Raw genomic sequence first — 13,442 nt, forward strand, 5'->3', positions numbered from 1 at the left:
CAAGTAGCCGGGAATCCAATGTGGGAGGGACTTTCCGCCCTCCCCCCTATTTATCAACTGACAGGGCTGTAGCGCCGTACGCCGGATTCGACTTGCGGAATCTGCGCCGCAACGCTGCCTGACGCCTGGAACAGCACCAGGTGTTCAGCCGCAACACGAATGCCCACCTCCGCGCCCACCTGATGATCGGCATGGCTGGGAAAAATCGACTCCAGTTGTGCGCCGGTCGGCAGTTGCAGGCGGTACAACGTCGATGCACCGAGGAAAGTCTTGCCGACAATCCTTGCCTTCAACGCGCTGTCCGGCGCGTAGACGATGTCATCCGGGCGCAGCAACACATCCACCGCGCCTCCGGTGGGCCACGTGTAGGCACGGTTGCCACGCAGGTCGCCCAGTTCGGTACTCACGGATTCCGGCGAACTCAACTGCCCGCGAATGAAGTAGCCCTGCCCGATAAAGCTGGCCACATAAGGCGTCTGCGGTTCGTGATAGAGGTTATAGGGCGTGTCCCACTGCTCGAGGCGGCCTTCTTTGAACACTCCCACCTGATCGCTCACGGCGAAGGCTTCTTCCTGGTCATGGGTGACCAGGATTGCACTGGTGCCGCGCGCCTTGAGGATATCGCGCACCTCATGGCTGAGTTTGCGGCGCAATTCGCCATCAAGGTTGGAGAACGGTTCGTCCAGCAGCAGCAATTGCGGCTCCGGCGCCAAGGCGCGGGCCAGGGCCACGCGTTGTTGCTGACCGCCGGAAAGCTCGTGGGGGAAGCGCTTGCCCAGGTTTTTCAGATTGACCAGTTCCAACAGCTCGGCGACCACGCGTTCTTTGTGCGGATGCTTGCGAATGCCAAAGGCAATGTTGTCGGCCACGCTCAGATGAGGAAACAGCGCGTAGTCCTGGAACACCATGCCGATGCGACGTTTCTCCGGAGCGAGTGTGAAGCCGGCACTGGAGATGACCTCGCCCGCCAGGCTTATTTCGCCCTCGTGCACCGGCTCGAACCCGGCGATTGCACGAAGCGTGGTGGTTTTGCCGCAGCCAGAGGAGCCTAGCAGGCAGCCGATGTCACCGGCATTGAGGTGCAGGTTGAGGTTCTGCACCACCCGTTGGTCTTGATAGCCGCATGCCAGGTTGCGCAGGTTCAGCAGTAATGCATGGCTCATGCGTGGTGGTACGCCGGCTCGACCAGGAATTCGAGCAGGGCCTTTTGCGCATGCAGGCGGTTTTCGGCCTGGTCCCAGGCGACCGAACGCGGATCGTCGAGCAGGTCGAGGCTGATTTCTTCGCCACGGTGCGCGGGCAGACAGTGCATGAACAGCACGTCCGTCGCGGCCAGATCGAGCAGGTCGCGGTTGACCTGATAGGGCGCGAACAGGGCCATGCGCTTGGCTGTTTCGTCTTCCTGGCCCATGGAGGTCCAGACGTCGGTGGTCACCAGATGGGCGCCGACCACGGCGTCTTTCGGATCGCGCAGCAGTTGTACGCGCCCATCGGCCTTGGCCAGGAACTGGGCATTGGGTTCGAAACCTTCCGGGCACGCGATGCGCAGATGGAAGTCGAACTGGATCGCCGCTTCTATATAGCTGTTGCACATGTTGTTGCCATCGCCGATCCAGGCCACGGTCTTGCCCTGGATTGAGCCACGGTGTTCAAGGAACGTTTGCATGTCGGCCAGCAACTGGCAGGGGTGCAGGTCATCGGACAGTCCGTTGATCACCGGCACGCGCGAGTTGGCGGCGAATTCGGTCAGGGTGCTGTGGGCAAAAGTACGGATCATCACCGCGTCGAGCATGCGCGACATGACGATGGCGCAATCGCTGATCGGCTCGCCACGGCCCAGTTGGGTGTCACGCGGCGACAGGAAGATCGCCTGGCCGCCCAGCTGAATCATGCCGGCTTCGAAGGACAAGCGGGTGCGGGTGGACGACTTCTCGAAAATCATCCCGAGCACGCGGTTTTTCAAAGGCTCGAACAGTACGCCGCGGTTACGCAGGTCTTTAAGCTCAATGCCTCGACGGATCACACTGACCAGCTCTTCGGGCGTGCAGTCCATCAGCGAGAGAAAGTGCCTTGCGCTCATCATTAACTACCTTTTGCAACAGACCGCAGATTCTCAAAGCCTTGTTTATTGTGACAACGGGCGAGACCTGCGGCGGAAGCCGCACGGGGGCGACGAAATAGGGGAAGGCGCGATATTGACATTAAATGTCGCGTCTTACCAATAGGGGCTACGTTTTTAGGGGTGTTCAAGCAGGACGCCGAGGCGCGTTTGAAGACAATTTCCTGACAGCAGCGGGCCATTTGTACACTGGCGCTGCAACCTTTTGCAATGTGCGGGGGCGGGGCTGGGGCAGGCCGCGTCGGTTTCAGTGGGCCTGTGCCAGGTTCTGTAACATTTGCTCATGCTTACTCCCGCATGGCCCGGCCTGATGCCTGTCGATTCACGGCACGAACGATGCTGGCGCCTGCCGCGGCCACGGCCCATAGTCTGGCCAAAGCCCCTATAAAGAGACTGGCCATGACCAAGACTCTCCATCACCGTGCCTGCCATCTGTGTGAGGCCATCTGCGGCCTGACCGTGGAAACCACTCGAGCCGACGACGGCAGTCTGGCGATCACGTCGATCAAGGGCGATCCACATGACACGTTCAGTCGTGGCCATATTTGCCCCAAAGCCGTGGCGCTGCAGGATATCCAGAATGACCCCGATCGCCTGCGCCAGCCGATGCTGCGGGTGGGGAGCGAATGGCAGCCGATCCCTTGGGATGATGCGTTTGCCCTGGTGGCAGAGCGATTGGCGGGCATCCAGGCGCAGCATGGGCAGAATGCGGTCGCGGTTTACCAGGGCAATCCCAGTGTGCATAACTACGGACTGATGACCCACAGCAATTACTTTCTAGGCCTGCTCAAGACGCGCAACCGGTTTTCCGCAACGTCCGTGGATCAATTGCCCCATCACCTCACCAGTCACCTGATGTACGGGCATGGGTTCTTGCTGCCCATCCCGGATATCGACCATACCGACTTCATGTTGATCCTGGGTGGCAATCCGCTGGCTTCCAACGGCAGCATCATGACGGTGCCGGATGTGGAAAAGCGCCTGAAGGCGATCCAGGCCAGGGGTGGCAAAGTGGTGGTGGTCGACCCGCGACGCAGTGAAACGGCCGCGATTGCCGACCAACACCTGTTCGTACGGCCTGGCGGCGATGCGGCATTGCTGTTTGGCGTGCTCAATACCTTGTTCAGCGAGAATCTGACCCGCACCAGCCATTTGCCCGTTGAAGGCCTGGGTGAGGTACGCGATGCGATCAGCGGCTTTACCGCCGAAGCGATGAGTCGCCAGTGCGCTGTACCGGCCGCGCAGATCCGTCAATTGGCGCGGGATTTCGCAGCGGCGGACAAGGCGGTCTGTTACGGGCGCATGGGGGTGTCGACCCAGGCGTTCGGCACCGTGTGTCACTGGCTGGTGCAATTGATCAATCTGGTGACGGGCAACCTGGACCGTGTCGGCGGCGCAGTATGCACCTCGCCTGCGGTGGATCTGGTGGCGTCAACCGGCGGCGGTCATTTCAACCGCTGGCAAAGCCGGGTTTCCGGCCGGCCGGAGTACGGTGGCGAGCTGCCTGTATCGGCTCTGGCGGAAGAAATGCTTACCGAGGGCGAAGGACAAATCCGCGCCCTGGTGACGGTGGCCGGCAACCCGGTGTTGTCCACGCCAAACGGTCGCCAACTGGAGCAGGCGCTGGAGGGCTTGGAGTTCATGGTCAGCGTCGACCTGTACATCAACGAGACCACGCGCCATGCCGACCTGATTCTGCCGTCTACGTCGGCGTTGGAAAACGATCACTACGACACCACGTTCAATATGTTCGCGGTACGCAATGTCACCCGGTTCAATCGCGCGATCCTGCCCAAACCCGAGGGCGCGTTGCATGACTGGGAAATCTTCGTGGGCCTGGCCCAAGCGTTCGCGGCAAAGACCGGCGCCGCCCTGAAGCCGACCCTGCCGCCCGCGCAGATGATCGACTTCGGGCTGCGTGCCGGGGCGTACGGCGATGGCTCCAGCCATAAACTGTCGGTGGCAATGCTGGCGGACCACCCCCACGGCGTGGACCTGGGTCCGCTGCGGCCCAATCTGGCCACGCGGCTGAAAACGGCGGATGGCAAGGTGCAGGCCGCGCCGGCGGTAATTCTTACTGACCTCGCGCGCTTCGCGGCGCAGCCGGTGCCGACCGCCGATGAGTTGCTGCTGATCGGGCGTCGGCATGTGCGCAGCAATAACTCCTGGATGCATAACTACCATCGCCTGGTGAAGGGCAAGCCGCGCCATCAGTTGCACATGCACCCCGACGATCTGGCCCGTCGTCAATTGCATGATGGCCAGCGGGTGAAGGTCAGCTCGCGTATCGGGATGATCGAGGTGGAGGTGGTCGCCAGTCTCGACATGATGCCGGGCGTGGTCAGCCTGCCTCACGGCTGGGGACATGGCCGTCCCGGTGTGCGGATGAGCATTGCCAGCGAGCAGCCAGGGGCCAGCGCCAATGACCTGACCGACGAGCGGCAATTGGACGAGTTATCCGGCAATGCGGCCTTGAATGGCGTGCCCGTGCAGGTAGCGGCGGCGTAAGCTTGCCTGAGCACCGTGCTGGAATTTTGCGTTACAATGCGCCAAAGTGCCGACCTGTGAGTCGCAAAGTTCCTGCAGAGGTGTTCCATGGATATCATCGAAACGATCAAAGAGCAGATTGCCAACAACACCATTCTGCTTTACATGAAGGGTGCCCCGAACGCTCCTCAATGCGGTTTTTCCGCGAAGGCGTCCCAGGCCATCATGGCGTGCGGCGAGAAATTCGCTTACGTGGATATCCTGCAAAACCCTGAAATCCGCGCCAACTTGCCCAAGTACGCCAACTGGCCAACGTTCCCGCAACTGTGGGTTGCTGGTGAGTTGGTCGGCGGCAGTGACATCATCGTCGAGATGGCGGCTGATGGTTCGTTGCAAACGCTGATCAAAGACGCAGCGGCAAACGCGGCGGCCAAGACAGACGCTTGATTCGACCGCATTAAAAAGCCCCGCTTCTCGAAAGAGAGCGGGGCTTTTTTGTATCTGCCAGCGAAGGGTTACTCACCCATTTGCGATTGCAGATAGTTCTCCAGGCTGACTTTGTCGATCAGGCCCAATTGGGTTTCCAGCCAGTCGATATGCTCTTCCTGGTCTTCCAGGATGTCTTCCAACAGTTCACGGCTGCCGAAGTCAGCGCTCGCTTCGCAGTGAGCGATGGCGGCCTTGAGGTCGCTGTGGCTCTTGCGTTCAAAGCCCAGGTCGCTGCTGAGCATCTCCTGGCTGTGCTCGCCAATGGTCAACTTGCCCAGGTCCTGTACGTTAGGCAGGCCTTCCAGGAACAGGATGCGCTTGATCAGCGCATCGGCGTCCTTCATGGCCTTAATGGACTCTTTGTATTCACGCTTGCCCAGCTTTTCCAGGCCCCAATCGTCATACATGCGCGCATGCAGGAAGTACTGATTGATCGCGACCAGTTCATTGGCAAGGATTTTGTTAAGTTGCTGGATGACTGAGATGTCGCCTTTCATGACTGGGGTCCTGCCCTGTAATAGCTGTGTATAAGGCGGAGTTTGAGCGGCGAACTCTTTGGTGTCAAACCTAAGTTATTGAATAATAAATGAAAATTAATCGGAATAAGAATGTTTGTGTTCCGCGTCTTGGCGCTAACTGTTTGAATTACAGACATAAAAAAACCGGACATCAAGTCCGGTTCTTTAAAACACGTCTGATCAGGCGTGTGTAAATTCTGCTGAATAGGGGAGTGCAGCCTGGGCTGTCTGTAACTGCGTCAGGGTTTCCCTTACCACTTGCTTGGCCAGGCAGGCGCATTTGCCGCACTGGCTGGCGACGCCGGTGGCTTCACGCACTTCCTTGTAGCTGCAGCAACCTTCGTAGATTGCTTCGCGGATTTTTCCGTCGGTGACGCCGGTACACAGGCACACATACATAAGGGAGAACCGTCGCGGGTTTAGGGCTTAAGTGCGTTGGATCTTAATGTTAACGAGAATGATTGTCAAAGTAGAATCGTGCACTTTTCGCGGGGCGGCCCTCGCGCTGACGAACGGTTTTTTCCGTGTATGATGGTCGGTCTTCACGAAGCGTGACCGCGTCACAGGCCTGTCGCTTGAACACGGCAGACTTTGTCCGGTCCCATTACTTCAATCTTCACCTATCAGGAGATACCCCATGAGCGTACTCGTCGGTAAACAAGCCCCGGATTTCGACGTACCTGCCGTCCTCGGTAATGGCGAAATCGTTGACAGCTTCAAGCTGTCTGAAGCCATCAAAGGCAAATACGGCCTGGTGTTCTTCTATCCGTTGGACTTCACCTTCGTCTGCCCTTCCGAGCTGATCGCCCTGGATCACCGCATGGACGATTTCAAGGCGCGCAACGTGGAAGTGGTTGCGGTGTCCATTGACTCCCATTTCACCCACAACGCTTGGCGCAACACTGCCATCAACGATGGCGGCATCGGCAAAGTCAAATACACCATGGCAGCCGACATGAAGCACGAGATCGCCAAGGCCTACGACGTTGAGTCCGAAGGCGGCGTGGCTTTCCGTGGCGCGTTCCTGATCGATGACAAGGGCGTCGTGCGTTCGCAGATCATCAACGACCTGCCGCTGGGCCGTAACATGGAAGAGCTGATCCGCCTGGTTGACGCGCTGCAATTCCACGAAGAGCACGGCGAAGTGTGCCCTGCCAACTGGAAAAAAGGCGACAAAGGCATGACTGCTTCCACCGAAGGTGTTGCGGCTTACCTGACCGAGAACGCTGGCAAGCTGTAAGCCAGGGTTGAGGTACAAAAAAACCGGTCTGTGAAGGCCGGTTTTTTTATGCGCAGGGTCTGGCTTCAGTCGCTGAAGTCTTCCCAGCCGCCCATCTGCTTCCAGCGATTGACGATGCCGCAGAACAGCTCGGCGGTCTTCTCGGTGTCATAGCGTGCCGAGTGGGCTTCGCGACCGTCAAAGTCGATACCGGCGGCCTGGCAGGCTTTCGCCAGTACCGTCTGCCCATACGCGAGGCCGGCAAGGGTGGCGGTATCGAAGCTTGAGAACGGGTGAAACGGGTTGCGCTTCATGTCCAGTCGCGCCACGGCGGCATTCAGGAAACCCAGGTCGAAGCTGCTGTTGTGGCCAACCAAGATCGCGCGTTTGCAGCCATTGGCCTTCAACGCTTTGCGCACACCGCGGAAGATATCGGTCAGCGCCGCTTCCTCACTCACAGCCATGCGCAGCGGGTGATCAAGCTTGATCCCGGTGAATTCCAGCGCGGCGGCTTCAATGTTGGCGCCTTCGAACGGCTCGACACGGAAGAAGTGGGTATGTTCCGGGAACACGAAACCCTGCTCGTCCATGCCGATTGTCGTGGCAGCGATTTCCAGCAAGGCATCGGTGGCGCAATTGAAGCCACCGGTTTCTACGTCGATGACAACCGGCAGATAGCCACGAAAACGCTCGGCCATCGGGTGACGGGAACCGCCGCCATTGTGCTCGTGTTCGTCGTCGTAATGGTCTTCACTCACTTGCTTTCCTCCAGCAGGCGCCAGCGCAGTGTTTCACCGGCGCGCAGCGGGATGACAGTCAGCTCGCCGAACGGCAGGCTGGCAGGGGCGGTCCAGTCTTCACGGACCAGGGTGATGCGGTCGGTGTTGGCCGGCAGGCCGTAAAAACGCGGACCGTTGAGGCTGGCAAAGCCTTCGAGCTTGTCCAGCGCATTACGCTGGTCGAACGCTTCGGCATACAACTCGATCGCGGCATAGGCGGTGTAGCAACCGGCACAGCCGCACGCGGCTTCCTTGGCGTGCTGGGCGTGAGGTGCCGAGTCGGTGCCGAGGAAGAACTTCGGATTACCGCTGGTGGCGGCATCCAGCAGGGCGACCTGATGAGTGTTGCGCTTGAGGATCGGCAGGCAATAGAAGTGCGGCCGAATCCCGCCCACCAGCATGTGGTTGCGGTTGTACAGCAGGTGATGCGCAGTGATGGTCGCGCCGACGTTGGCCGGGGCCTCGGTGACGAACTGCACGGCATCGGCCGTGGTGATGTGCTCGAACACCACCTTGAGCGTCGGGAACAACTCGACCACGCGGCGCATATGCTCGTCGATAAAGATCTTCTCGCGATCGAACACGTCCACATCGCCACGGGTGACTTCACCGTGGATCAGCAACGGCATGCCGACTTCAGCCATGGTTTCGATGGCCGGCAGGATCTTGTCGATGCTGGTCACGCCGGAATCGGAGTTGGTAGTGGCCCCGGCCGGGTAGAGCTTGGCGGCGTGTACGAAACCGCTGGCCTTGGCCTGGCGAATTTCTTCGGGCTGGGTGCGGTCGGTCAGGTAGAGCACCATCAGCGGTTCGAAGCGGCTGCCGGCCGGGCGTGCCGCGAGGATACGCTGGCGATAGGCGTCGGCTTCGGCGGCATTACGCACCGGAGGAACCAGGTTAGGCATGATGATGGCGCGGCCAAACGTGCGCGCAACATCGGCCACGGTATGGGGCAACGCGGCACCATCGCGAAGATGAATGTGCCAGTCATCGGGACGCAGCAGGGTCAGGCGGTCGGACATTGGGGATTCCAGGCGGGTCAATCTGGTGGGAATGCTACCGGAAAAGACTCGTGCAGGCACTCGCTATCAAGTTTTGCAGGATGCGACCGATAGCTCTGGGTATGCCTTAACGATGTATGACGCTTTGAAGTGTTGTAGAAACCAGTGGAGCCTCCCGTGCGCCAGCATTATCTAGCCCTGCTCAGTGTGTTCGCCAGCCTGCCTGCGATGGCACTCACGTTCCAGACCCGTCTGGAGAACATTGAGTGGAAGGTGGAAGGCGATCAGTTCGAGTGCCGCCTGACCCAGCCGATCACGGATTTCGGATCGGGTGAGTTCGTGCGCCGGGCCGGCGAGCAGGCAACATTTCGACTCAAAGCCTATAACGGTTCCCTGGGCGCAGGATCGGCCACTTTGCTGGCCGCTGCGGCTCCGTGGCAGCCGGGGCGCGGCGATATTAACCTGGGAGCGGTGCGCGCCGGCAGCGGCGATGTCCTGTTCAACAGCTCCCAGGCCCAGGCGGGGCGTCTTTTTACGGGCTTGCTTGAGGGCCGCTCACCCACCGTACGGCATTACGGGCGCGAAGGCGGTTATTCGGAAATCCGTTTGCTGCCGGTGAAATTCAACAAGGCCTATAGTGACTACCAGCTGTGCACAGCCAAATTGCTGCCGATGAATTACGATCAGGTCAAGCAGACCGAGGTCGGCTTCCCCGGCGGTGGCATCGAGCTGGATGCGGCGGCCAAGCAAAAGTTGTCGGTGATTCTGGCGTTCATGAAGGCGGACCCCACCGTCAACCATATCGAGTTGAACGGCCACTCGGACAACAGCGGCAATCGCCTGACCAACCGCGATGTCTCGCGCCGACGCGCGTTGGCGGTCATGGACTACTTCAAGGCCAATGGCATCGCGGAATCTCAGATTACCTTACGCTTCCATGGCGAAAGCTATCCCTTGGCCCCCAACACCAATGCGGCCAACCGTGCTCGTAACCGCCGCGTGAATATTCAGCTGGAAAGGGTGGCCGCGCCGGAGAAACCGGCGCCCCAAGCGACCGCTCCGAGCAACCCGGCGCATACTTCCTGAGGTGCGACCATCGGTCGCCCCTTCGACATAATCTGTCGCTTTATCTTCATTTGCTGTCGCGCCCCTGTAAATTCACGGTTTTGATCGGTAGAATCGACGCCTTTCCGTACAACCCCGTGGAGTGATGGCATGGCCGACGTAAACAAGGTCGTTCTCGCGTATTCCGGCGGCCTGGACACTTCGGTGATCCTCAAGTGGCTGCAGGATACTTATAACTGTGAAGTGGTGACCTTCACCGCTGACCTGGGTCAGGGCGAAGAGGTCGAACCTGCACGTGCCAAGGCGCAAGCCATGGGCGTGAAAGAGATCTACATTGACGACCTGCGCGAAGAGTTCGTCCGCGATTTCGTTTTCCCGATGTTTCGCGCCAACACCGTCTACGAAGGCGAGTACCTGCTGGGTACCTCCATCGCACGTCCGCTGATCGCCAAGCGCCTGATCGAGATCGCCAACGAAACCGGCGCCGACGCCATTTCCCATGGTGCTACCGGCAAGGGCAACGACCAGGTGCGTTTCGAGCTGGGCGCGTATGCGCTCAAGCCTGGCGTCAAGGTAATCGCGCCGTGGCGTGAATGGGACCTGCTGTCCCGTGAAAAGCTGATGGACTACGCCGAAAAGCACGCGATCCCGATCGAGCGTCACGGCAAGAAAAAATCTCCGTATTCGATGGATGCCAACCTGCTGCACATCTCCTATGAAGGTGGCGTGCTGGAAGACACCTGGACCGAGCACGAGGAAGACATGTGGCGCTGGACCGTCTCCCCTGAAAAGGCGCCGGATACCCCGCAGTACCTGGAGCTGACCTACCGTAACGGCGACATCGTGGCGCTGGACGGCGTGGAAATGACGCCTGCCACCGTACTGGCCACCTTGAACCGCATCGGCGGCGAACACGGTATCGGTCGTCTCGACATCGTGGAAAACCGTTACGTGGGCATGAAGTCCCGCGGCTGTTACGAAACCCCCGGCGGCACCATCATGCTGCGCGCTCACCGTGCCATCGAATCCATCACCCTGGACCGCGAAGTGGCTCACCTCAAAGACGAGCTGATGCCCAAGTACGCCAGCCTGATCTACACCGGCTACTGGTGGAGCCCTGAGCGCCTGATGCTGCAACAGATGATCGATGCGTCCCAGGCTCACGTAAATGGCGTGGTACGTTTGAAGCTCTACAAGGGCAACGTGATCGTTACCGGGCGTAAGTCCGACGAGTCGTTGTTCGACGCCAACATCGCCACCTTCGAAGAAGATGGCGGCGCTTATAACCAGGCGGATGCGGCGGGCTTTATCAAGTTGAATGCGCTGCGCATGCGTATCGCTGCCAATAAGGGCCGCTCGTTGTTCTGAGTGAACCCGTTGTGAAAATGGCCCCTTTTTCAAGGGGCCATTTTTTTTGAGCTTTTTTAGCCATTGTTCGATGTTTATTCCTGTTTAAAAACAAGTCCTTGGTTCAAATAACGCCTATCAGACTAGAGGGCGTGTATGAGCTCCATAAGCTTTTTGTAGGAATTAATTATTTTTTTATGTCCATGTAGGAACTGGTCTTACAGGAAATTCACTCATGTAAACGTAATGACCTGTAAGTCATAGAAAGTTCTGTAGGAAAAATGGATGTAAATAAATATGTTGAATGGAACTGAAACAATCAGATATTTGCTGCGTGCCGCAGCTTCCCGTGCCTGCGGGCAAGGGGCATTTGCTGAAAGTCCTGTGCGCCGCGTTTACCTCAAGCCCCTCTCTCAAAGGAGATTTCACTCGAAATATGTAAAACCCCGGAAAGGTCTGAAAGGCTCCATAAAACTGGATACATCCGAGTTGGTGTTTTTTTGTAGGGCAATTCCTTTATCGTTGTGGGTTGGGTCTCTGCTTGCTGTTGCTCGGGGGGGAGCGCTATGCCAACTAGGAAACGACTAGGCTATTGTGCTTGCTCTGAATAATTCGAACAGCGAAATTGGACTTTCTCATGAATAAAGTGCTGATCGTGGATGATCATCCTGTCATTCGTCTTGCTGTGCGTATGCTAATGGAGCGTCATGGTTATGAAGTCGTTGCCGAGACTGATAACGGTGTCGATGCGTTGCAACTTGCACGGGAACATATGCCGGATATCGTCATACTGGATATTGGAATTCCCAAACTGGATGGGCTGGAAGTTATATGCCGCTTGTCTTCCACCAAGCAACCTTCACCGTTCAAGGTGCTGGTACTCACCTCTCAGGCCCCTGGCCATTTTTCAATGCGCTGCATGCAGGCGGGGGCCGCCGGGTATGTATGCAAGCAACAGGACCTGACCGAGTTGCTCAGTGCGATCAAGGCTGTCCTGTCGGGCTACAGCTATTTTCCGAACCAGGCGCTCAACTCGGTGCGCTCCACCATAGGCAACGCCAGTGAAGCCGACATGGTCGAACGCCTGTCCGGGCGCGAGATGATGGTGTTGCAGCAATTGGCCCGCGGCAAGACTAACAAAGAGATCGCCGACGGCATGTTCCTCAGTAACAAAACTGTCAGCACCTACAAGACTCGCCTGCTGCTCAAGCTAAATGCCCGTTCCCTGGTGGATCTGATCGAGCTGGCTCAACGCAACGGTCTGGTCTAGAGGAGGGCGCAACACCCTGCGTGCTCAGGGTGTCCGGCAGAAAAAAGCCTCCGTCAGGGAGGCTTCCGGTCGTCGACCGCTTGATCAAAGGTCGAAGTCGTAATCGGCCAATTGTTTCTGCAAGCGTCGCTCTTCCAGAAGATTGTCGATGGTGCGGCGTTTGCTCAGATTGGTCTTGGCCACTTCCGCAACAGGTGCATCAGTTCCATCTTCCTCCGACTCCACAAGGTCGTCTTCGATTTCCAATTCTTCTTTGCCAGTGCTCATAAGGTTAACTCCAGGCTAAGACTGCCGTTGGCGCTCCTTATAGCGATAATCTGCGAATGGGTAAAAAAGATTTTTTCAATCGAAGGATATGGAAAATCAATAATTCCTCAATCGTCAGAAGTCTTGTCTTTGTATTCACACAAATCTTCGATCTTACAGCTGCCGCAGCGCGGCTTTCTGGCCTGGCACACGTAACGCCCGTGCAGGATGAGCCAGTGGTGGGAATCGAGCAGGTAAGGCTTGGGCACGAACTTCATCAGCTGCTTCTCCACCTCCACTACGTTTTTCCCGCGAGCGATACCGGTGCGGTTACTGACCCGGAATATATGTGTATCCACGGCCATGGTCAGTTGTCGAAAGGCGGTGTTGAGCACCACGTTGGCGGTCTTGCGGCCTACGCCTGGCAGGGCTTCCAGCGCTTCACGAGTCTGCGGTACTTCGCTGCCATGCTGTTCAACGAGCAAACGACAGGTTTCAATCACATTCTTGGCCTTGCTGTTGTAAAGGCCGATGGTCTTGATGTATTCCGACAGCCCTTCAACCCCCAGGGCATAGATGGCTTCGGGGGTATTGGCCACGGGAAATAACTTGGCTGTGGCCTTATTGACCCCCACGTCTGTGGATTGGGCTGACAGAATCACCGCAATCAGCAACTCGAACGGTGACGAGTAAGCCAGCTCCGTCTTGGGTTCCGGATTGTCTTCGTGGAGCCTGCGAAAAATTTCCAGGCGTTTTGCGGCATTCATGGGGCGAAGTGTTCCTTACAGGCGGTCAGCGGGATGTCGAGTGGGGCACCCCTATGTGGGGGGCCTATGGGCGACAGTTCAAGCAGAATAAACCCGACGGGCATCAATGTGATGTCGGAGGCTGCGCGTCGAAAG

Annotated in this window: 14 protein-coding genes; 6 read left to right on the forward strand and 8 right to left on the reverse strand. The window is 58.1% G+C overall.

Going from position 1 to position 13,442, the window contains the following annotated elements:
• Positions 1 to 53: 53 nt before the first annotated feature.
• Both PSH94_RS05605 and argF read right to left on the reverse strand, forming a co-directional pair.
• Positions 54 to 1,163, reverse strand: a complete 1,110-nt coding sequence (locus tag PSH94_RS05605) for an ABC transporter ATP-binding protein (protein WP_305436751.1) — start codon at positions 1,161 to 1,163, stop codon at positions 54 to 56.
• A complete protein-coding gene (gene argF / locus PSH94_RS05610) occupies positions 1,160 to 2,080 on the reverse strand; it encodes an ornithine carbamoyltransferase (protein ID WP_253510748.1) in 921 nt (306 codons plus the stop codon). The genes PSH94_RS05605 and argF overlap by 4 nt, the downstream gene beginning before the upstream one ends.
• A gap of 438 nt (positions 2,081 to 2,518) precedes the next feature.
• Between argF and PSH94_RS05615 the strand changes: the two genes are divergently transcribed.
• Both PSH94_RS05615 and grxD read left to right on the forward strand, forming a co-directional pair.
• Positions 2,519 to 4,627, forward strand: a complete 2,109-nt coding sequence (locus PSH94_RS05615; protein ID WP_305436752.1) for a molybdopterin oxidoreductase family protein — start codon at positions 2,519 to 2,521, stop codon at positions 4,625 to 4,627.
• An 87-nt stretch (positions 4,628 to 4,714) separates the two neighbouring features.
• Complete coding sequence (gene grxD / locus PSH94_RS05620) at positions 4,715 to 5,053, forward strand: Grx4 family monothiol glutaredoxin (RefSeq protein ID WP_060753947.1); 339 nt, start codon at positions 4,715 to 4,717, stop codon at positions 5,051 to 5,053.
• A 68-nt stretch (positions 5,054 to 5,121) separates the two neighbouring features.
• On the opposite strand, the gene bfr is transcribed toward grxD, so the two are convergent.
• On the reverse strand, positions 5,122 to 5,592 hold the full coding sequence (gene bfr, locus PSH94_RS05625; RefSeq protein ID WP_181080533.1) for a bacterioferritin: 471 nt from the start codon (positions 5,590 to 5,592) through the stop codon (positions 5,122 to 5,124).
• 201 nt (positions 5,593 to 5,793) lie between these two features.
• Positions 5,794 to 6,012, reverse strand: a complete 219-nt coding sequence (locus PSH94_RS05630; protein ID WP_058423779.1) for a bacterioferritin-associated ferredoxin — start codon at positions 6,010 to 6,012, stop codon at positions 5,794 to 5,796.
• 238 nt (positions 6,013 to 6,250) lie between these two features.
• Between PSH94_RS05630 and PSH94_RS05635 the strand changes: the two genes are divergently transcribed.
• Positions 6,251 to 6,853: a peroxiredoxin gene (locus PSH94_RS05635; protein WP_003231418.1), complete on the forward strand. Its 603-nt coding sequence runs from the start codon at positions 6,251 to 6,253 to the stop codon at positions 6,851 to 6,853.
• Between the two features lie 65 nt (positions 6,854 to 6,918).
• Here the strand turns inward: PSH94_RS05635 and rnt are convergent, their stop codons facing one another.
• A complete protein-coding gene (gene rnt / locus PSH94_RS05640) occupies positions 6,919 to 7,590 on the reverse strand; it encodes a ribonuclease T (RefSeq protein WP_181080534.1) in 672 nt (223 codons plus the stop codon).
• On the reverse strand, positions 7,587 to 8,633 hold the full coding sequence (gene pyrC, locus PSH94_RS05645; RefSeq protein WP_181080535.1) for a dihydroorotase: 1,047 nt from the start codon (positions 8,631 to 8,633) through the stop codon (positions 7,587 to 7,589). The genes rnt and pyrC overlap by 4 nt, the downstream gene beginning before the upstream one ends.
• Before the next feature lie 156 nt (positions 8,634 to 8,789).
• Between pyrC and PSH94_RS05650 the strand changes: the two genes are divergently transcribed.
• The 3 genes from PSH94_RS05650 (at position 8,790) to PSH94_RS05660 (ending at position 12,294) form a co-directional block, all read left to right on the forward strand.
• Positions 8,790 to 9,698, forward strand: a complete 909-nt coding sequence (locus PSH94_RS05650; protein WP_181080536.1) for an OmpA family protein — start codon at positions 8,790 to 8,792, stop codon at positions 9,696 to 9,698.
• A gap of 129 nt (positions 9,699 to 9,827) precedes the next feature.
• The gene (locus PSH94_RS05655) at positions 9,828 to 11,045 is read left to right on the forward strand and encodes an argininosuccinate synthase (protein ID WP_034096138.1); all 1,218 of its coding nucleotides are present in this window, start codon (positions 9,828 to 9,830) and stop codon (positions 11,043 to 11,045) included.
• Positions 11,046 to 11,661: 616 nt separating this feature from the next.
• Positions 11,662 to 12,294: a response regulator transcription factor gene (locus PSH94_RS05660; RefSeq protein ID WP_181080537.1), complete on the forward strand. Its 633-nt coding sequence runs from the start codon at positions 11,662 to 11,664 to the stop codon at positions 12,292 to 12,294.
• Positions 12,295 to 12,378: 84 nt separating this feature from the next.
• Here the strand turns inward: PSH94_RS05660 and PSH94_RS05665 are convergent, their stop codons facing one another.
• Both PSH94_RS05665 and nth read right to left on the reverse strand, forming a co-directional pair.
• Positions 12,379 to 12,561, reverse strand: coding sequence for a PA3496 family putative envelope integrity protein (locus PSH94_RS05665; protein WP_253510761.1), 183 nt, complete (start codon positions 12,559 to 12,561; stop codon positions 12,379 to 12,381).
• Positions 12,562 to 12,668: 107 nt separating this feature from the next.
• A complete protein-coding gene (nth, locus tag PSH94_RS05670) occupies positions 12,669 to 13,307 on the reverse strand; it encodes an endonuclease III (protein WP_181080539.1) in 639 nt (212 codons plus the stop codon).
• Between the last annotated feature and the right edge of the window lie 135 nt (positions 13,308 to 13,442).

The sequence above is a fragment of the Pseudomonas sp. FP2254 genome (genome assembly GCF_030687695.1).
Taxonomy (GTDB): domain Bacteria; phylum Pseudomonadota; class Gammaproteobacteria; order Pseudomonadales; family Pseudomonadaceae; genus Aquipseudomonas; species Aquipseudomonas quebecensis.

Bases quoted from the DNA above. Each gene is read 5' to 3' on its own strand.
- PSH94_RS05615 (WP_305436752.1), top strand. From the start codon at position 2,519: ATGACCAAGACTCTCCATCACCGTGCCTGCCATCTGTGTGAGGCCATC.
- PSH94_RS05665 (WP_253510761.1), bottom strand. From the start codon at position 12,561: ATGAGCACTGGCAAAGAAGAATTGGAAATCGAAGACGACCTTGTGGAG.
- PSH94_RS05635 (WP_003231418.1), top strand. From the start codon at position 6,251: ATGAGCGTACTCGTCGGTAAACAAGCCCCGGATTTCGACGTACCTGCC.
- argF (WP_253510748.1), bottom strand. From the start codon at position 2,080: ATGAGCGCAAGGCACTTTCTCTCGCTGATGGACTGCACGCCCGAAGAG.
- PSH94_RS05655 (WP_034096138.1), top strand. From the start codon at position 9,828: ATGGCCGACGTAAACAAGGTCGTTCTCGCGTATTCCGGCGGCCTGGAC.
- PSH94_RS05660 (WP_181080537.1), top strand. From the start codon at position 11,662: ATGAATAAAGTGCTGATCGTGGATGATCATCCTGTCATTCGTCTTGCT.
- grxD (WP_060753947.1), top strand. From the start codon at position 4,715: ATGGATATCATCGAAACGATCAAAGAGCAGATTGCCAACAACACCATT.
- bfr (WP_181080533.1), bottom strand. From the start codon at position 5,592: ATGAAAGGCGACATCTCAGTCATCCAGCAACTTAACAAAATCCTTGCC.
- PSH94_RS05605 (WP_305436751.1), bottom strand. From the start codon at position 1,163: ATGAGCCATGCATTACTGCTGAACCTGCGCAACCTGGCATGCGGCTAT.
- PSH94_RS05630 (WP_058423779.1), bottom strand. From the start codon at position 6,012: ATGTATGTGTGCCTGTGTACCGGCGTCACCGACGGAAAAATCCGCGAA.
- nth (WP_181080539.1), bottom strand. From the start codon at position 13,307: ATGAATGCCGCAAAACGCCTGGAAATTTTTCGCAGGCTCCACGAAGAC.
- pyrC (WP_181080535.1), bottom strand. From the start codon at position 8,633: ATGTCCGACCGCCTGACCCTGCTGCGTCCCGATGACTGGCACATTCAT.